The organism is Legionella donaldsonii, from assembly GCF_900452385.1.
GTDB lineage: Bacteria > Pseudomonadota > Gammaproteobacteria > Legionellales > Legionellaceae > Tatlockia > Tatlockia donaldsonii.
The window spans coordinates 1,692,041-1,710,245 of the sequence record NZ_UGOA01000001.1; the positions used below are offsets into that span (position 1 = coordinate 1,692,041).

Here is an 18,205-nt window from a genome sequence, read left to right on the forward strand (position 1 = left end):
TTGGATTAATTAGAGTTATTCGTAATTTTCTCTATGCTAATATAAATAATAAAGTGGTTTTTAAATTGGATTTTAGGAGCAAATCATGGACGCAATATCTTTTTTGATTAGTGAGCATAACAAAGTTAGAAGAACATTGAATGAAATAGCCAATACAAATTTTCGTGATGATAAACGGCAAACGATGTTTGATGATTTATGTCATGAGCTTATCAGACATGAAACAATGGAACATAAAGTTTGGTATCCCTGCTTTAAGGACAATAAAAAATTAGATCCCACGGTAAAGCATTTACTCACAGAAGAGAAAAGGGCAGAAAAGGCTATTAAAGAGTTTGATGATATTAAAAGCCAACAAGAATGGGAGGAAAAATTTGCCCGTTTTAAAAATAATGTGATTCACCACGCAGAGGAAGAAGAAAATAAATTGTTTCCACAGGTAAAGAATTTACTTGGCGGTAATGAGTTGGAAATAATTGGTGAAAGAATGAGTCAGTTTAAAAAGAAATACGATGCTTAACTCATCGAAAAGGAGACTACCCTGAAAGGATAGTCTCCAATGTTTTAGTCTTGGACTTCACAGGTTATTTTAGTGCAATCACGGCAATTTTGAGCTGCAGCAGCAAAGGCATTACTAGCAGAAGCTTGAGTATTTGCCAGTTTATCATCTGCAGCTTTTTCAGAGGCTACATCACTGCTACTAGCATTTGTAGTACAGATCCATTTTGAATTCATATCTGTAACATTTGCTGCATAAACACTACTTCCTAAGATTAAGCCAGTGAATATTAAAATGAGTTTTTTCATGATTTTCGTCCTTGTAATATTTAAATAAAGTTCCATCTAATATAGTTGTCATTAATATAAATTAGAATTTTGTTTTAATACGAGCTCTCCTATAAATTATTAATAAGAATTCTTAAATTATAGTCTATTGGACAGTAGAAAAATTCATAAAACTATTAAATGTATCACTTGCGATAATAATTTTTTAAATTTCCTTTTCAATTTAATAAGGTCAATCGGTACTTTTTTACTGACGAATAAACCATAGATAACAGTGAAAGAAGACCATTAAAATATTACCAATTTGTAGAATCAATTAAATTAGTTAGCAAATTATTTGCTTTGTTGTCTTAATATCCTACGCTTTTAATAAGGGAATTACTCAGGAGTAAGCATGCGAATACTGGTTCTCGCTGCTTGTCTTTATATTAATTCAGTTTTTGCCGATGTGATTGTCGGTTTTTCTGCCTATGAAAATGGTGATTATACAACCGCCTATCCTCACTTGGTACAAGCAGCCGATGAAGGAAATGATGAGGCCATGTATTTATTAGGGCGTATGTATCAATACGGTTATGGTGTGAATCATGATGATGTTAAAGCTGGAGAGTGGTATCAAAAAGCAGCGGCAAAAAATAATGCCTTAGCAGAGTTAAGTTTAGGTTTTTTATATGATAATGGTCGTGGGGTAAAACAGGATTATAAACAGGCATTCCTTTGGTATATGAAAGCAGCTGAGCATGGTAATGCGATTGCCCAAAGAAATATTGGTTTAATGTATGCTGTAGGAGATGGGGTTGAAACGAGTGAAGTTAAGGCTTTTGAGTGGTTTAAAAAATCAGCAGAACAAGGTTATGCAAAAGCACAGGTTAACTTGGGTTATCAATACATGATGGGTTATGGTACTGAAAAAGATGTAGAGAAAGCTTTATATTGGTATGAAAAAGCGGCAGAGCAAGGTGACGCAAAAGGACAATATAGTCTTGGTCTTTTATATACAGGCAAATACGGTATAGCTCAGGATCAACGTGCAGCCACTTACTGGTTTTCCAGCGCCGCCAATCAAGGACATAGAAATGCCCAAGCCTATTTGGCCTATCAATATCTCAATGGATTGGGTGTAGAAGCAGATGCCCAAAAAGCGGTTTATTGGTATGAAGCGTCTGCTGAACAGGGAAATTCACAAGCTCAGGCGGAACTGGGGCAACTTTTGCTGACTGGCGTTGGCGTTAATAAAGATTACGAACAAGCAGCTTATTGGTTTGGCAAAGCGGCAGATCAAGGCAATGCAATGGCTCAGGGGAAATTAGGTTATCTATATTTGGCTGGTCTTGGTGTGAATAAAGATGTTTCTAAGGCTTATGCCTGGTTGAAATTGGCTACTGTTAATAAAAATCAGCAAGCATCAAAGGAGCTTGCCCGACTTGAACCTACTATGTCTACTCAAGATAAAGATCGTGGTGAAGAGCTATTCCAGCAAATAAAAAACAAGAAAGAATAGTCTTTATCCATGCGTATTTAAGCTTTCACTTAATATAAGAGCAGACATTTTTCCCTGTTTATCTTTATTACGCTTAATGATGGTATAGTTAACGAGACTTAACTCACCTATTCTGACCGTTGCAATTGTCATAAAATATTGGCTTTCGACGGTAATTTGGTCACTGCGGATATTCAATTTTTCTAAAATAGGGTAGAGCTCTTTAAGATCAGAAATACCTTTTTTTCTACGTGCAGCTAGTAACTCATTGACTTGTTCTTCATTAAGCCCGTTACCCAGTGTCATTAAAAGTTGTTTCGGTGCTGTATTTATATTAATCGGAGTTGATTCTGGTAGGGCTATGACATAAGGAAACAGGCGTTGATAGAGTTTGGCATTAACACCTTTAATTAATCTGAGCTCAGAGACACTCTGCATCGGTTGCTGGCTGGGGTAGTAGCCGGGCTTTTTTCGTAAATAATAAGAAAAAAATTCATTACCAACTCCGGGCTGATAAGGCATCAACCAATTGGTTGTCGCTAAAGTAAGTTCTTTACGCTCATCTGGAGTCATTTGTGATGATATCGATTCTAATAATTGGACAAAGAGAGCCTGATATTTCTTATCGGTTAAATTATTTAAATTAAAGCGGGCTTGTAAATCATATAAGCCACCTTCAATTAGAGCTTCTGGATAGAGTCTTTGCAGTTTGGTAGGAAAATTACTAATTTTGCCATAGACATCACCAACCCGGAAAGAAATTTTCTTCGAGGAGAGCATATCCATTGCCCAAAAACTTAGTGCCTGCGAAGCTAGATAGAGTTTATCACTATTTATTGTCAAACGAGTACGGTAAATATCAAGTTGCAAGCGAGTGCTCATTGCTGTAGCCGCTATTGCAACAAGCGTCATGATAAAGAGTGCGGAAATAAGCGCACTTCCTTTATTTTTGGCCCTATTAAGCACTATAAAGAGCCTCCGGAATAATCAATAGAAAACTCATTTTTCCCCAGTTTTTTAATGTTAAGGAAAATTGAATTGCTTTTGGAAAAGGTTCTTTACGCTGGTTTTGCTGTAAGGCATTCGCAAACCATTCAGGCAATACTTGTAAGCTATAATTCAAATAGGCAAATTCACAGTCTTCCAGGCCATAAAGTAGTGATTGGTCTTCATAGCGACTACGCTCTACTGTATCAAGTGTTTCCCAACTTCTTCTTACCAGTTGATGTTTATCACATAAATAAGCGATGCGTTGAAGAGTACTACGTTTTTCAGTGGCTTCGGGATTTGCAACACCAGTGCGAGTAAATTCAAGGTAGTGTGCTTGCCCTACAAAAGGAGGAAAAATATGCATGTCATTCCCGCGGACAGCTCTTTCTACAGCTTGTTTTGTATCTTGTTCAATGCGGGTGATTGCTAATTGCAAGGTATTCAATTGCTCCGCTTGATGTGCTACCTGCTTTTGAGTATGAAAGGCATTATACATCGCAGAAGAACATAGGCTTGCCAGAATGGCAAAAACAACCAGCGCAATTAAAATTTCAAGAAGAGTAAAGCCCTGTTGTTTGTTCATTTTTGTTGATACCGAAATGCTACTAATGGAGAGCCAAAGGGGCCGGCCTGGTTTTGACTGACAGTGATGGTAATTTGTTGCATAGATTTGATGGGTGTAGAATTAGCACCGACACGCCAATACCATCGTTGACCAAGCATCGTAGTGACTTGGGTAACTTCCTGGCTGGTATTCACTTGTAATAAGCCTAGTTGAACCATGGCTACTCCTTGCATAGCCACCCAATGACTTATCGTTTTCTCTTTTATTCGTTGTGTATTGACTATATTTTGGGCAGAAGATTTCAGCAAGGCAGTTAAGGCTATGCTAATAACAGCCAGTGCTAAAAGAACCTCAATTAAAGTAAAACCTGTCTGATTTTTGTATTGATGAGAGCGCTTGGTCATGATGCTTGGGGTTTTAGGAGAACGAGCTGGCCATTGTGTTTACCAATCAGAGTAGCCAATCCAGGCTTATCAGTTGTACCAAAACGTAATTTAAAGACAGTTAAATTACCAGAAGGGCTCATCATAATATCAGGCATCCGCGTATTATTTTTGAGTGGGCTTTCCAAATCAATGACAAGATTATTAGGAAAATGTTGCCAATGAAAAATGCTTTTTTCTGGCATAGCCTGCCATGTGTTTCCCTGTTCTAAACGATAGGTTTTATAACCTTGGTTATTAATATCAACACCTAAATTTTTTCCTTCGATAATTGCTTGTTGTTGCACTAGCTTAAGATAAGCAGAAAACTGCTCTGCCGCAACGATAATGCGTCGGCTGGCGCCAAAATCACCAAAGGCAAGTAAGGCAAAGCTTAAAGTGATGCTGATAATAAACAGCACCACTAAAATTTCAATGAGGGTAAAACCACCCTTATTGTGCATCCCAATTACCTATTTCTGCATTAATACCACTGCCTCCCTGTTGCCCATCAGCTCCTAAGGTAAAAATATCTATTTCACCATGCTCTCCTGGATTAAGATATAAATACTCACGACCCCAAGGATCTTTAGGTATAGATTTTAGGTATTGTTTCCAATCACGAGGAATAGGGTTAGAAGTAGGCTTTTCAACTAAGGCATGGAGACCCTGATCTGTACTGGGGTAAATGCCATTATCCAATTTATAAAGATCCATCGCGTTTTGAATTGCAAGTACATCTTGTTTCGCTTTAACAACACGAGCTTCATCCGGTCGACTGATAATTTTAGGCACTACAATGGAAGCAAGAATACCCAGGATGACGACTACAACCATAATTTCAATTAAAGAAAAGCCACTTTGTCTATTCATTAAAAACTCCTCAATCAATTTGTTAGGGGCTGTTGACATTAGCTTGAATGATCATGGCTTGATTTTTCGAACTTCGCAGCGAAGACCCAGTATTTGAGCAGCAAAACGCAGTAAATCAAGCTATAAGCACCAAGCTTATCGAAATGTAAATAACCCCTGGACTGATTCTACTATAAGGTGCGCATGCACGATACGAAAAAGGATAGCTGTTATTGAAAGTTGTTAGATTCTTATCCGTACGTAAATAATATTGACTAGGTAACAAGCTGTTCCATAGAAAATATGGGTAGGAGAGTGGCCAACACGATAAATAAAACAACCGCTCCCATGAGTAGAATGAGCAGGGGTTCAAGAAGGGTTAATGCGGTATCAATGAGGTGTTTTACTTCACTATCAAGATGCGAAGCAGCACGTTCCATCATGACAGCTATTTGTCCGCTTTTTTCACCACTAGCAATTAAATGCGTTGCCATTGGACTTAAATAACTTGTTTCTTTTAATGCTTGACTGATGGAACTTCCTTCTCTGACCCTTATGGTGGCGAGATCGAATGCATTACGCATGACCAGGTTAGTCACCAGACTTGCAGAAACACGCATGGTTTCCAGGACATTAACTCCGGCAGTAAATAAAATACTAAAGGTGTGAATATAGCGTGCTACATTAATGGATCTAACCAAATAGGAAACAATGGGTAATTTTAACAACACCTGATGCCAAGTGGTACGGATTTTCAGATTATGAAGACTCTTTTTAAAGCCCGCTAGTAGAATAATAATGATTCCCAAGCTAATTAATCCGTAAGATTTAATGAATCCACTGAGGGTAATAAGCACTTTAGTCATATTCGGCAAAGATTGGCCACTACTGGTAAAGACTTCAATAATTTTGGGCACGACAAAAGCAAGCAAGAAACCAATGATCGCAGTTGAAACAACAATCATCACAGAGGGATAAATAAGCGCCTGCTGAATTTTCTGTCTGGTTTCTTGCTGATTTTCAGTATATTGCGCCAGTTTTTCTAATACGAGATCCAAACGACCTGTTTGTTCACCTGCACCAACTGTTGCTCGATAAAGTTCTGGAAACGCATTAGGAAATTCAGCCATTGCTTGTGCCAAAGCATATCCTTCAAGTACTTTGGAGCGAACACCGATAATTAATTCTCGGACTTTATCTTTTTCGGTTTGCTCACTGACACCGCGCAAAGATTCTTCTACAGGAATACCGGCAGCAAGCAAAGTTGCCAACTGGCGAGTAAATAAGGATAAATCTTGCGCAGATAGCTTGTCTTTTCTGCGTGACTGCTGTTGCTTAACCAAAGCACGAATTTGTGTTGGAATTAAACCACGCTCACGGAGTAATTGGCGTGCTTGGCGTTCTGAATCAGCTTCAATAACACCTTTCGCAGTCGAACCCGCTTTATTTAGCGCTTGATAATGATAGGCGCCCATATTCACTACTATTAGTTTTAATAGGAAACAGTGTAATCTATTGGGTTTAGTAAGTCACTTAGGGTAGACTTGGTGGTGGTCAATCTTGGAGATGATAATGAACAAAGAAGTAATATACGAGAAAATAAAAGCACACGATGCTAAATTTATTGATTTGCGATTTACAGACACACGAGGAAAAGAACAACATATCACTATTCCTGTTGGGGCTGTAGATGATGATTTCCTTGAAAACGGTAAAATGATTGACGGATCTTCTATCAAAGGTTGGCAAAAAATTCATCAGTCAGATCTAACTCTTATGCCTGATATGGATACAATCCTTCCTGATCCATTTTATCAGGATAATACACTGATTCTTCGTTGCAATGTGGTTGATCCGCAAACTATGCTAGGTTATGACCGTGATCCACGTTCCATAGCACAGCGAGCAGAGGTTTATTTGCAATCGACCGGTATAGCAGATAAAGCTTTTTTTGGACCCGAGCCCGAATTTTTCCTGTTTGACGACGTGCGCTGGGAAACAAACATGAGTGGGTCTTTTTATAAAGTTGATTCTGATGAGGCACATTGGAATTCTGGTAAAAATTTTGAAGGTGGCAATATTGGCCATCGGCCCAGTGTCAAGGGTGGCTATTTCCCTGTTCCACCAGTCGACTCCTCACAGGATATCCGCTCTGCAATCTGTTTGACACTAGAGTCCTTAGGCATGGTTGTCGAAGCGCATCATCATGAAGTAGCTACCGGAAACCAATGTGAGGTAGCAACGCGTTTTAATAGCTTAACTAAAAAAGCCGACGAACTACAAATTTTAAAATATGTTATCCATAACGTAGCTCATAATTATGGTAAAACAGCGACTTTCATGCCTAAACCTTTAGTAGGTGATAATGGTAATGGTATGCATTGTCACCAATCTTTAATGAAAGATGGCGTCAACTTGTTTAGTGGTGATCAATATGCTGGTCTGTCAGAAACAGCCCTTTATTACATTGGTGGTATTATCAAGCATGCAAGAGCACTGAATGCCTTTACCAACCCGGCTACTAACAGTTACAAGCGTCTGGTTCCTGGTTTTGAAGCCCCTGTTTTACTGGCCTATTCGGCTCGTAACCGTTCTGCAGCGATCCGTATTCCTCATATTAATAATCCGAAAGGTCGTCGGATTGAGGTGCGCTTCCCGGATCCAATGGCTAACCCATATCTTGCATTTTCTGCAATGATGATGGCCGGATTGGATGGTATACAAAAGAAAATTCACCCAGGTCAACCCATTGATAAAGATCTTTATGATCTTCCTCCTGAAGAGTTGGTGGATGTACCTACGGTATGTGGCTCCCTGGAGCAAGCTGTACAACATCTACTAGAGGACCATGACTTTCTGTTGCAAGGTGATGTTTTTAGTCGCGATTTTATTAAAAGTTATATTTCTCTTCGCGAAGCTGAGATTGCACAAGTTAGAAGTCTTGTCCATCCTATTGAGTTTGAATTGTATTACAGTCTCTAAGAAGCCAGTAACTAAGGTATTATTATCATCTTCATACTGCTGACTGTCAGTTCTTTATAAACGCAGGTTTATTAGTGAATTGACAGTACAGGCAGGATAGCCGTTCAATGCCATTTTTATGGCTTCCTCCAAGTTTTTGAATATTACCAGGTGTAGTTAAGGGTAAAATCATTAAAATTATTAATAAAACTCAATTCTTCACCTTGAAATTGTTGGCGGATGTCCACATATAAGTGGAATGAAATGTCCCCTGTAGCATCTAAGCAATAAAGAATAAAGGGGTAAATCTAATAGTAATGCTCTTAGAAGTAATATTCGTGAGTATCCAGTATCATTTTTTTAATTTTTATGAGTCATGGGAGATTTATAAATGGTGGCTAAGCAACAAACAATGGGGTTCCAAACTGAAGTGAAACAGATGTTACATCTTGTTGTTCATTCACTTTACTCCAATAAGGAAATCTTTTTACGTGAATTAATCTCAAACGCATCTGATGCTTTGGATAAGCTTCGTTTCCTTGCTCTTGCTAATGCCTCATTGTACGAAAAAGACTCTGATCTACGTATCACTGTCGAATTCAATGAAAAGTTAAAAACAATCACAATCAAAGACAATGGTATTGGCTTAAGCTGGGATGAAGCGGTTGAAAATTTGGGTACTATCGCCAAGTCAGGAACCAAGGAATTTATGAGTCACTTAACGGGTGAACAAGCAAAAGATTCTCATCTGATTGGCCAATTCGGTGTCGGTTTTTATTCTGCTTTTATTGTGGCAGATAAGGTTACCGTTAAAAGCCGGCGTGCTGGCCTCAGCGCTGATGAAGGCATTGTCTGGCAATCCAATGGTGAAGGCGAGTTCACTATTGGCCAGGAAAAGAGAAAAGAGCGGGGCACAGAAATTATTTTGCACTTGAAGGAAGATCAGGATGAATTTTTGAGTGACTGGCGTTTGCGTAGCATTATCCATAAATATTCGGATCATATTTGTTGGCCAATTATGATGAAAAAAATGGATGAAGTTGAGCAAGAAGAGAAAAAAGAGAAAGCAAGCGAAAGCCCTGATTTTGAAGCGGTCAATAAAGCAACGGCTTTATGGACTATGCAAAAATCAGAAATCAGCGATGAAGATTATAAAACCCTCTATAAACATATCGCTCACGATTACCAGGATCCTTTAATCTGGTCCCATAACCACGTAGAAGGCAAACACGATTACATTAGTTTACTCTACATACCTGCAAATGCTCCCTTTGATTTATGGCAACAGGAAATGAAACACGGCCTAAAGCTCTATGTGAAGCGTGTTTTCATTATGGATGATGCAACCCAATTTTTGCCACGCTATCTACGATTTGTAAAAGGAATTGTGGATGCCAGTGATTTACCACTAAATGTTTCGCGTGAAATTCTACAAGATAATAAGCAGGTTGAGTCCATCAGAGCCGCATGTACTAAGCGTGTTTTGTCAATGCTGGATAAATTGAGTAAAGATGATCCAGAAAAATATCAACTTTTCTGGGAGCAATTTGGCTTGGCACTTAAGGAAGGACCGGTAGAGGATTATGCTAACCGAGAAGCAATCGCCAAATTATTGCGTTTTAGCAGCTCAACATCCAACTCAGAAAAGCAAACGGTTACCTTGGATGATTATGTTTCACGCATGAAAGAGGGGCAGGATAAAATTTATTACATCACGGCAGCTAGCTATAATGCAGCCAAAAATAGCCCACATCTTGAGATTTTCAATAAAAAAGGTATTGAGGTTTTGCTCTTAAGTGATCGTATTGATGAGTGGTTAGTTAGTTATTTAAGTGAGTTTAATGGCAAGAAATTGCAATCGATCAGTAAAGGCAAAGTCGATCTTCCGGCCGGTGATGACACGAGTGATACTCCACAAGCAAAAGAGCAGGAAAAGGCTTTGGAGCCCATGCTCAAGCAAATTAAAGATGTTCTTGGGGAGCGCGTCAAAGAAGTACAATTCACTAACCGCTTGACCAATTCGCCTGCTTGTATTGTGGCGGATGAACAGGACATGGGTTTGGAAATGCAGCGCATTTTGCAAGCAGCTGGGCAAAAGGTATCGGCGAGCAAACCCGTTTTTGAAATTAATCCGGAACATGCTTTGATCAAACGCTTACATGGCATAACGGATGATGGTTTATTTGCGGAGTGGGTTGTGATGTTATTCGAGCAAGCAGTCCTTGCAGAAGGAGGCCAGCTTGAAAATCCTGCTGATTTTGTTAGTCGAGTGAATAAACTCTTGTTGGAAGCTTAATAGCAAATTTAAGCCCGTTTTAGACGGGCTTTTTTATAATTCTAATATTACAGTCAGCCATCTTTGTCGCTTCCATTCTCTTGTCTGAGCTTGATGTCTGGAGAAACTGTTTTTTGATTAATCATGGAAAAAAAAATATAATCCCCCATTTTGGGGGATTATATGTTCGATCTTATTCAACTTTGGAAAAATATTTCTATAGAAAGTACGCCCGCACCTCAGCCTGTTACCCGTAGTTATGCTGTTGATACTAAACCAATAGCAATTAATTTTGATACGAATACGACCCAGTCAAGCTTTCAATTTAGAGCCTCACCCAAAGTTGTTTTTGTAAAAAGCGTGAAAAATTTAGTACCTGCTAATTTATACGATGATTTGCCAGCAGTCAGTCTAACTGATGAGGAAGAAACAGAACGTTTAGGGGTGATAGAACAGCAAAAAAAGAGAAATCCTGATTTTTACGATGGCCAACAAATGGTTATTACAGGTGTGGTCTATGATGAAGTTACGAATACAGTTTATATGGAAGCGAAAAAAGTTCCTTATTCTTTTATTGTCGCCTTATCAAACAAGAAATTTCCAGAGCAGAGTGAGCTTTATAAACAGAGCTTTTTTAAGACAGGTGTCCTTGCTCCTTTAGTAACCACTAATGGTAAAACTGTGTTAATGCAGCGAGTCCAACTTGGTTTATATTCTGTCCCTGGCGGTTTTTTGGAAGCACATGATGTTGAAAAAAGGCTAAATTTTGCTGATGGTCGAAATTTAGTGGTTGAAACAGCCAAGAGTGAAGTAACAGAAGAAATAGCAGGAGTTGCAGGGAAAAAAGAATTACGCTTCGATTTTTCCGAGCCTGAAATCACTGCGCTTTCCTTTCGAAGAACAGCCGGAAATCCAATAGGTACCGTGGAGTTTGTCGCGCCGGTGCAAGCCAAGTGTCATAGTGCCTATATAAGCAAGTATGTAATACCCAAGAATTTAGCTAAAGATGCGCGCGAACACTCAACTAATCACGCCGTTATACCTTTAGATTCACAAGACAGGGAAGCATTATTGACAACATTACTAACTGGACCTGGTATTCTTCCTGGTGCGGTTCTTCACTTACCAGTTGTATTGAGCTTAGCGAGCAAAGAAAATGCTGGTGCAATGATACCTTTGCCACGAAGAATCCCGAATAGGGGTTCAATTGCATGGCCATTGAGTATATTTTCAACCAAACCGGAAAAACCCTTGCCTTTAATTCACCAGGAAGAAGAAGTCAACGACACTGGTTTTAATTTAATTTCATAAGAATAATCGAATAAAAAAAGGCTCGTGAATACGGGCCTTTTTCAGAGTCTAATAGCGGTTTAGCTAACAGTGTATTACTCGTCTGTAAGACGAAAATATTTTGTGCCGAAATAACGTTGTAATTTTTTTCTGATAGTACCACGGCTGATTCCAAGCATTTTCGCTGCTTGCAGTTGATTACCACGACGTTTCTCCATAACAGCCTGTAGAAGAGGTGGCTCTACTTCAGAAAGAATCATGTCATACAGATCATCAATGGACTTGCCTTTATTTTCAGCAAGAAAGCGAGTTACTAAACCATAAACCAAGTCTTGAAGACCTTGTTCTTGTTTTGTAGTTTGAGAAGATGCTTGTGTATCAATGACATTCATCGTAACTTCCTTATTTTGGTTAAATCATTCTATCCCAATACTTTCACCATCAGGTGGAAGCAAGATTAATTGTACATGAAGGTTAATTGATAATCTACATAAATCTTAAGGTTCCCTTAATAATTGGTTGATTATCAGGCATACTTGACTCAATATACGTTAATATACTGACTATTCTTGCTTTATTTTATGCAGAGTGATTTATTTCAGCCTTTACCAGCGTTAAGAGCGAACAATCCGCTTGTTCAGAGGAAATGGAGATTTTTAAGTGTTTAAGGCGCCTTAACATACGTTCTTTTACTTCAGTATCAATCAAAAGTTCACTCAAAGTACGAGTTAATTCTGTTGCATTGCAATCGTATTGCAACAATTCAGGAACCACCATTTCATTTTGCAACAGGTTACATAAGCCCAGGTATTTTACTTTGATTAATTTCATCGCTGCGATATAACTAATCATGGAGCTTTTGTAGATAATGCACATGGGTTTTTCCAACAGTGCACACTCAAGAGAGGCTGTTCCAGAAGCTACCACGGCGCAATCACTGCAAGCAATGACCTCTCTGGCATGCCCAGGGATGAAAGAAACCCCAACCTTACTCTTAGCAAAATAATTTTTTACCAGAGTAGGGTTTAATGAACCCGCAATAGGAATAACAAAATGGATATTATCCTGCTGTTGGCTGAGCATTTCAGCTGTAGCAAGAAGTACGGGCATATGTCTTTCTATTTCATTATTTCTACTGCCAGGTAACATAGCAATTAAGCGTTTTTCAGCCGGTAAATTTAAATTTTCGCGAATAGTTTTAATATCAGTGTAAGGAAGGATTTTATCGACAAGTGGATGGCCCACGAAAGAAACAGGGACTCCTGCTTGCTGATAAAGTGTTTTTTCAAAGGGCAAGATAACAGCCATATGATCAACACAAGCACGAATCGTTTCAATCCGATTAGCTTTCCATGCCCAAATTTGGGGACTAATGTAATATAGGATGCGAATACCAAGTTTTTTTTTGGCAAATTTTGCTAAACGCAAATTAAAACCCGGGTAATCGACCAGAATTAACAAATCGGGTTTTACGGTTTGTAGATGCGCTTTGATCGCTTTGAATGCTTTTTTAATAACTCGAAGGTGACGAATAACTTCAGAAAGTCCAGTAACACCAAAGCGCGCCAGATCACTGATCAGCTGGACACCGGCTTCCTGCATATGCCTACCACCAATACCACTGATAATAAGATTATTGTCCCAAGCACGTAATTGTTGTATCAGGACGGCTGCGTGCATATCGCCTGATTCTTCACCGGCAATAATGACAATATGTTTAGCTGACGACATGTCTTGCAACTAAATGCTTATTAATCAAAGAAGTAATTTTTTCTGCTGTCGCAAGCGCTGCACGGCCTTCTTCACCGGTAACAAGTGGTGATGTATCTTTTTCAATACAATTTATAAAAGCCTTTATCTCTTCCAATAATGCATCACCTTTCTCAAATACTGATTGATGACGGGTAATTTCAGGGATACCCGGAAACATTTCACCTTCTCCTTTTTGAAAGACGGCAAATTGCTTATTATGGTAATCAATCGAAATATAAGAATTTGGTTGAAAGATCCTTGTTTTGCGTTCAGTCTTAAAACTGATACGACTGGCAGTGACATTAGCGACACAATGATTTTCAAAGGTAATTCTTGCGTTCGCGATATCAATTGACTTGGAAAGAACGGGGGCTCCCTGCGCATCGATATTCACTATAGGACTATCCACAATAGTCTGAATGATATCGATATCATGAATCATTAAATCAAGAATAACATTAACATCGGTACCCCGTGGATTAAATGGGGCTAAACGATGAGATTCAATAAAAAGAGGTTGTTCTAGATGCTCGTCCAACGCTAGCCGGGCAGAATTGAAACGTTCTAAATGGCCAACCTGCAATTTGACCTGGTGTTTTTTTGCCAAGCGAATTAATTCGCTGGCTTGCTCAACAGTTTCAGTAATTGGCTTTTCAATAAGTATATGAAGACCTTGTTCCAGGCAATGCTTAGCGATTTCATAATGTTGGTTAGTGGTCGCTGCGATGCTGACTGCATCTACTTTATCAAATAAATCTCTATAATCTTGATAAGCGGGTACTTGTAGCTCCTGAGCAACCGCTTCGCTGGTTGCTTTATTCGCATCACAAACAGCTACCAATTCTGCATTTGGCAGCATGAGGTATTTTTGAGCATGAAAACGCCCTAAATAACCAACTCCAATAACAGCACATTTTAACTTAGCCATAAGACAACAATTGCCAATAATTTGCGCGCATGATCGCATTTCCTAGCGGATAAATCAATTTTAAATAGTCGGAGCTTGATATAAAAAGATTTTTTAAAGGTGTTTTTACACAATGCATAGCTTTTATATGAGATCTCGTTAAACTATCGCTTTTTATTGAACCTCAGGACAAGGGCGTTATGGAGAAATGTATTGCCGGTGTTGATGAAGTCGGTCGTGGTCCTTTAGCCGGAGCAGTTGTTACTGCTGCTGTGATTTTACACCGGCCGATCGAAGGAGTGACTGATTCCAAAAAGTTAAGTGCAGCCAAACGTAAGCAATTGGCCGAGAGAATAAAGAATGAGGCACGATGTTTTGCTTATGGCCGTGCAGAAGTAGAAGAAATTGATCAATTAAATATTCATCATGCTACCTTACTTGCTATGAAGCGTGCCATAGAGGCGTTAACAATAAAACCTGATGAGATTTTAGTTGATGGCTTATACATTCCTTCTGTTACTATTCCTTGCCAGGCCATTGTCAAGGGGGACAGTTTGATTCAGGCTATTGGGGCTGCTTCCATTTTAGCTAAAGTACTGCGTGATGAAGAAATGGAAAAAATGGAGTTGGTTTATCCCGGCTACGGTTTTGCTATCCATAAAGGGTATGCAACGGAGATGCACCGTAAGCTTCTTGAGGAAAAGGGGCCGTGCGCTATCCACCGTAAAAGTTATGCACCAGTTTCCTCAAAATTGATTTCTGCCTGAGAGACAACCCTGGCATTTATCCGGGTTAACTCTACAAACAGACTAGGGGCTATTAATAGGTCGCTAGTTTGGGTGATTATGGTTGGCTCATCGCAGCAGGATATACGCTGTCGTATGTGCTGGAAATCAAACCATAAGCGTCAAGATAGTAGAAATATAAACGATCCCCTACATGCTATTAAACAAAATACGATGTGAACTGATGGACATTAAAATACCAAAGCTGGTGAGGAAAGTAACCATCGCAGTACCACCATAGCTTACTAAGGGCAGCGGAATACCAACCACAGGCAGAATCCCCATAACCATGCCAATATTTACAAAGGCAGATAAGAAAAAGGTCATTGCCAAAGAGGCTGCTAATAAACGTGTAAAGCTTGTTTGGGCTTGTTTTGCTATATAAAGGCCCCGCAAAGAGATAAGAATGAACAGAATAATAAGAATACTACTGCCTACAAAACCAAACTCTTCTCCGCTAACTGCAAAAATAAAATCAGTCGCATGCTCGGGTAAAAAATTAAGATGGGATTGGCTCCCTTCAAGCCAGCCTTTACCGAATGCTCCTCCTGAGCCAATCGCAATTTTTGACTGGATAATGTGGTAGCCTGATCCTAAGGGATCTTGTTCCGGATTGAGAAGAGTAAAAATTCGTTGCTTTTGGTAATCATGCATGAAATGCCAAAGTAGGGGGGTAGCAAGTCCTATCAAGGTAATGAGTGCCAGAAGGACATTCATACTGATTCCAGCTAGAAAAACAACGCTTAAGCCTGCTGCTGCAACCATAATTGCAGTGCCTAAGTCAGGTTGTTTGGCAATTAATAGGGTAGGAATAAAAATTATGAGAGCAGCTATCATCAGCGATTTGATATCAATAGGGATTGCCTTGCGGTCAAAGTACCAGGCTGTCATCATAGGAATCGCCAGCTTCATGATTTCTGAAGGTTGAAAACGAAATAAGCCTAAATCGAGCCAACGCTGGGCTCCTTTACCGATTTTTCCTATTAGCATCACTGCTATCAAAAGTCCTAAACCAACACCAAAAATCCAAGGGGTCCAGATTTTATATTTATGCGGGGGTATGACAGCAAAAAGCATCATAATTGCCAAAGCAAAAACTAATCTTAGTGATTGACGGAGGACCATACTTAAATTTTGGTTAGAAGCGCTATATAGAATAAGCATGCCAAAGGCAATTAAAGCTAAAAGCAGGCCAAGTAAAGGTAAATCAATGTGTAATGATTTAGCTGTTAATCGATAGACAGGCCGTACATGACTTGATTTCATGATTTTGTATCACTTTTTTTGAGTTCAAAATAAGCATCCAAGACTTTGCGAGCCACGTTAGAGGCAGCAACATCATTTTCTACCATAACTGCAATTGCTATTTCAGGATCTTCTACAGGGGAAAAGGCAATAAAGAGTGAATGGTCTCTTAGAAACTCGGGAATTTCCCCTCCTTCACGCGCCTTTTCATAGTGCCGCCCACCAAATACTTGCGCTGTGCCTGTTTTTGCCGCAACAGAGTAGGGGGCATTTCTACCAAAACGGTAACCAGTTCCCTCGTTACTTACGATGACAGATTGCATCGCATCAGCAATCACAGTCCAGTAGCTATCATCTTTCAGGCGCATTGGGTACTCTTCCAATACCTGATACTCATGCGTTTCACCACGATCACTTTGAACTGATCGTTGTAAAAGGTGGGGTCTGTACCGTTTACCTTTTTGGCTTAAAGAAGCAGTTGCATTAGCCAACTGAACGGGTGAAACCAACATAAAACCTTGTCCAATAGAGGTAATAACCGTATCACCGGGGTACCAGGGAACACCTTTAGTTTGCCTTTTCCAATGTTTGTTGGGTAAAAGTCCGGCTGCTTCTTCATGGAGATCAATATGAGTTAATTGACCAAAACCAAACTGACTTAATATATCTTCCATAGCTGCAATACCCATTTTATGACCTAATTGATAAAAATAAGTATCGCAAGAAACAGTGATTGCGCGCTTCAAATTGATGACACCGTGACCAGTCTTTTTCCAATCTCGGTAAGCATGGCTGACACCAGGCAATCTGAACCAGCCTGGATCATAAATACTGTAATGTGTATCAACAACTCCTTTTTCCAGGCCGGCAAGCCCCATAAAAGGCTTGATAGTAGAGGCTGGCGGATATAGTCCTCGAACGGCGCGATTATAAAGTGGTCTGTCACGTGCAGTAGACAATTTTTGATAGTCGCTCGTATTAATTCCATTAACAAAAGCGTTCGGATCAAAACTTGGAGCACTAACCATTGTTAAAATATCCCCGCCGCGGGTACTCATGGCAACAACAGCACCGCGTTTATCTTTCATTGCCTCATAGGCGACTTTCTGCAAACGCGAGTCAATTGTTAAATAGAGTTTTTCACCAGAAACAGGGTTTTGCTTATTAACAATTCGTAGTGTCCTGCCACTAACATCTGTTTCTACCTGTTGATAGCCCACTTCACCATGAAGGATATTCTCATAAAATTTTTCAATCCCTGCTTTTCCAATGAAATTTGTGGCGCGATAATTGGTTGGATCAACTTGACGTAATTCCTGTACATTGATTCGTCCTACATAACCAAGAAGATGTGCAGCTATTTCTCCTTGTGGATAAAACCGCATCAACCTTGCTTTAATACTTACTCCAGGAAACTGATATTGATTTGTAGCAAAAAGAGCAACTTCTTCTTGTGTTAGTTTGAGTTTAAGAGGAATCGGGACGAAAGAACGATTCTGCTTACGAGCTCGTTTAAAATTATCAATATCATCATCCGTAATTGATGGAAGAAGCATTCTTAACTTTTCAATGGTTATATTTAAATGTTTAACACGTTCTGGAATCACTTCTAAAACATAGACAGGGATATTTTCAGCGAGAACAACTCCATTTTTATCGAGAATAATTCCCCGCGGAGGTGCGATAGGAATGATACCCATCTGATTTTTCAAGGATAAGGTTTCATATCGTTTAAATTCTGATATTTGTAAATAAGCCAAGCGTAAAACCAGTATAAATGACAAGGTAATGATCAACGCGACAAGTAAATTCAATCGAGATCGATGGATGTGTGACTCCACACGGTCATTTTTTACAGATCTATTTAAACGCATGCTTTTCTATTGCTAATAAGG

General features: G+C 39.3%; 18 protein-coding genes. 6 read left to right on the plus strand and 12 right to left on the minus strand.

Going from position 1 to position 18,205, the window contains the following annotated elements; genetic code table 11:
• Window positions 1-85: 85 nt before the first annotated feature.
• Entirely contained in the window at window positions 86-520 is a 435-nt protein-coding gene (locus DYC89_RS07815; protein WP_115221279.1) for a hemerythrin domain-containing protein, read from the plus strand.
• Window positions 521-564: 44 nt separating this feature from the next.
• Here DYC89_RS07815 and DYC89_RS07820 read toward each other — a convergent pair whose 3' ends face one another.
• The gene (locus DYC89_RS07820; RefSeq protein ID WP_115221280.1) at window positions 565-807 is read right to left on the minus strand and encodes a hypothetical protein; all 243 of its coding nucleotides are present in this window, start codon (window positions 805-807) and stop codon (window positions 565-567) included.
• 373 nt (window positions 808-1,180) lie between these two features.
• On the opposite strand from DYC89_RS07820, the gene DYC89_RS07825 reads away from it, so the two are divergent.
• On the plus strand, window positions 1,181-2,287 hold the full coding sequence (locus DYC89_RS07825; RefSeq protein ID WP_115221281.1) for an SEL1-like repeat protein: 1,107 nt from the start codon (window positions 1,181-1,183) through the stop codon (window positions 2,285-2,287).
• A gap of 3 nt (window positions 2,288-2,290) precedes the next feature.
• Here the strand turns inward: DYC89_RS07825 and gspK are convergent, their stop codons facing one another.
• From gspK to lspF, 6 genes are all read right to left on the minus strand, one after another.
• Window positions 2,291-3,232, minus strand: coding sequence for a type II secretion system minor pseudopilin GspK (gspK, locus tag DYC89_RS07830; protein ID WP_281271381.1), 942 nt, complete (start codon window positions 3,230-3,232; stop codon window positions 2,291-2,293).
• The gene (lspJ, locus tag DYC89_RS07835; protein ID WP_115221282.1) at window positions 3,225-3,839 is read right to left on the minus strand and encodes a GspJ family T2SS minor pseudopilin variant LspJ; all 615 of its coding nucleotides are present in this window, start codon (window positions 3,837-3,839) and stop codon (window positions 3,225-3,227) included. The genes gspK and lspJ overlap by 8 nt, the downstream gene beginning before the upstream one ends.
• Window positions 3,836-4,225, minus strand: coding sequence for a type II secretion system minor pseudopilin GspI (gspI, locus tag DYC89_RS07840; protein ID WP_115221283.1), 390 nt, complete (start codon window positions 4,223-4,225; stop codon window positions 3,836-3,838). The genes lspJ and gspI overlap by 4 nt, the downstream gene beginning before the upstream one ends.
• Complete coding sequence (gene gspH / locus DYC89_RS07845) at window positions 4,222-4,707, minus strand: type II secretion system minor pseudopilin GspH (protein ID WP_115221284.1); 486 nt, start codon at window positions 4,705-4,707, stop codon at window positions 4,222-4,224. The genes gspI and gspH overlap by 4 nt, the downstream gene beginning before the upstream one ends.
• On the minus strand, window positions 4,697-5,116 hold the full coding sequence (gene lspG / locus DYC89_RS07850) for a GspG family T2SS major pseudopilin variant LspG (protein ID WP_058443746.1): 420 nt from the start codon (window positions 5,114-5,116) through the stop codon (window positions 4,697-4,699). The genes gspH and lspG overlap by 11 nt, the downstream gene beginning before the upstream one ends.
• A 254-nt stretch (window positions 5,117-5,370) precedes the next feature.
• On the minus strand, window positions 5,371-6,570 hold the full coding sequence (gene lspF / locus DYC89_RS07855; protein WP_115221285.1) for a GspF family T2SS innner membrane protein variant LspF: 1,200 nt from the start codon (window positions 6,568-6,570) through the stop codon (window positions 5,371-5,373).
• 97 nt (window positions 6,571-6,667) lie between these two features.
• Here lspF and glnA point away from each other — a divergent pair, with 97 nt between their 5' ends.
• From glnA to DYC89_RS07870, 3 genes are all read left to right on the plus strand, one after another.
• Window positions 6,668-8,077: a type I glutamate--ammonia ligase gene (glnA, locus tag DYC89_RS07860; protein ID WP_115221286.1), complete on the plus strand. Its 1,410-nt coding sequence runs from the start codon at window positions 6,668-6,670 to the stop codon at window positions 8,075-8,077.
• 370 nt (window positions 8,078-8,447) lie between these two features.
• Window positions 8,448-10,352 (plus strand): molecular chaperone HtpG, encoded by a 1,905-nt coding sequence (htpG, locus tag DYC89_RS07865; RefSeq protein WP_115221287.1) that lies wholly within the window; start codon window positions 8,448-8,450, stop codon window positions 10,350-10,352.
• A 162-nt stretch (window positions 10,353-10,514) separates the two neighbouring features.
• Entirely contained in the window at window positions 10,515-11,642 is a 1,128-nt protein-coding gene (locus DYC89_RS07870; protein ID WP_115221288.1) for a hypothetical protein, read from the plus strand.
• Between the two features lie 74 nt (window positions 11,643-11,716).
• On the opposite strand, the gene DYC89_RS07875 is transcribed toward DYC89_RS07870, so the two are convergent.
• The 3 genes from DYC89_RS07875 to DYC89_RS07885 form a co-directional block, all read right to left on the minus strand.
• Window positions 11,717-12,013 carry a helix-turn-helix domain-containing protein gene (locus DYC89_RS07875; RefSeq protein WP_115221289.1) on the minus strand — a complete coding sequence of 99 codons (297 nt, stop codon included), beginning with the start codon at window positions 12,011-12,013 and terminating at the stop codon, window positions 11,717-11,719.
• Window positions 12,014-12,200: 187 nt separating this feature from the next.
• On the minus strand, window positions 12,201-13,352 hold the full coding sequence (lpxB, locus tag DYC89_RS07880) for a lipid-A-disaccharide synthase (protein ID WP_115221290.1): 1,152 nt from the start codon (window positions 13,350-13,352) through the stop codon (window positions 12,201-12,203).
• Window positions 13,339-14,301, minus strand: coding sequence for a Gfo/Idh/MocA family protein (locus DYC89_RS07885; RefSeq protein ID WP_115221291.1), 963 nt, complete (start codon window positions 14,299-14,301; stop codon window positions 13,339-13,341). The genes lpxB and DYC89_RS07885 overlap by 14 nt, the downstream gene beginning before the upstream one ends.
• Before the next feature lie 179 nt (window positions 14,302-14,480).
• Between DYC89_RS07885 and rnhB the strand changes: the two genes are divergently transcribed.
• Window positions 14,481-15,047, plus strand: coding sequence for a ribonuclease HII (gene rnhB / locus DYC89_RS07890; RefSeq protein WP_115221292.1), 567 nt, complete (start codon window positions 14,481-14,483; stop codon window positions 15,045-15,047).
• 168 nt (window positions 15,048-15,215) lie between these two features.
• Here rnhB and rodA read toward each other — a convergent pair whose 3' ends face one another.
• Window positions 15,216-16,331: a rod shape-determining protein RodA gene (rodA, locus tag DYC89_RS07895; protein WP_115221293.1), complete on the minus strand. Its 1,116-nt coding sequence runs from the start codon at window positions 16,329-16,331 to the stop codon at window positions 15,216-15,218.
• Window positions 16,328-18,184, minus strand: coding sequence for a penicillin-binding protein 2 (mrdA, locus tag DYC89_RS07900; RefSeq protein WP_115221294.1), 1,857 nt, complete (start codon window positions 18,182-18,184; stop codon window positions 16,328-16,330). Before mrdA ends, rodA begins: the two co-directional genes overlap by 4 nt.
• Between the last annotated feature and the right edge of the window lie 21 nt (window positions 18,185-18,205).

Coding starts and splice junctions, on each gene's coding strand:
- DYC89_RS07815 (WP_115221279.1), top strand. CDS start 86: ATGGACGCAATATCTTTTTTGATTAGTGAGCATAACAAAGTTAGAAGA.
- DYC89_RS07820 (WP_115221280.1), bottom strand. CDS start 807: ATGAAAAAACTCATTTTAATATTCACTGGCTTAATCTTAGGAAGTAGT.
- DYC89_RS07825 (WP_115221281.1), top strand. CDS start 1,181: ATGCGAATACTGGTTCTCGCTGCTTGTCTTTATATTAATTCAGTTTTT.
- lspJ (WP_115221282.1), bottom strand. CDS start 3,839: ATGAACAAACAACAGGGCTTTACTCTTCTTGAAATTTTAATTGCGCTG.
- gspI (WP_115221283.1), bottom strand. CDS start 4,225: ATGACCAAGCGCTCTCATCAATACAAAAATCAGACAGGTTTTACTTTA.
- gspH (WP_115221284.1), bottom strand. CDS start 4,707: ATGCACAATAAGGGTGGTTTTACCCTCATTGAAATTTTAGTGGTGCTG.
- lspG (WP_058443746.1), bottom strand. CDS start 5,116: ATGAATAGACAAAGTGGCTTTTCTTTAATTGAAATTATGGTTGTAGTC.
- lspF (WP_115221285.1), bottom strand. CDS start 6,570: ATGGGCGCCTATCATTATCAAGCGCTAAATAAAGCGGGTTCGACTGCG.
- glnA (WP_115221286.1), top strand. CDS start 6,668: ATGAACAAAGAAGTAATATACGAGAAAATAAAAGCACACGATGCTAAA.
- htpG (WP_115221287.1), top strand. CDS start 8,448: ATGGTGGCTAAGCAACAAACAATGGGGTTCCAAACTGAAGTGAAACAG.
- DYC89_RS07870 (WP_115221288.1), top strand. CDS start 10,515: ATGTTCGATCTTATTCAACTTTGGAAAAATATTTCTATAGAAAGTACG.
- DYC89_RS07875 (WP_115221289.1), bottom strand. CDS start 12,013: ATGAATGTCATTGATACACAAGCATCTTCTCAAACTACAAAACAAGAA.
- lpxB (WP_115221290.1), bottom strand. CDS start 13,352: ATGTCGTCAGCTAAACATATTGTCATTATTGCCGGTGAAGAATCAGGC.
- DYC89_RS07885 (WP_115221291.1), bottom strand. CDS start 14,301: ATGGCTAAGTTAAAATGTGCTGTTATTGGAGTTGGTTATTTAGGGCGT.
- rnhB (WP_115221292.1), top strand. CDS start 14,481: ATGGAGAAATGTATTGCCGGTGTTGATGAAGTCGGTCGTGGTCCTTTA.
- rodA (WP_115221293.1), bottom strand. CDS start 16,331: ATGAAATCAAGTCATGTACGGCCTGTCTATCGATTAACAGCTAAATCA.
- mrdA (WP_115221294.1), bottom strand. CDS start 18,184: ATGCGTTTAAATAGATCTGTAAAAAATGACCGTGTGGAGTCACACATC.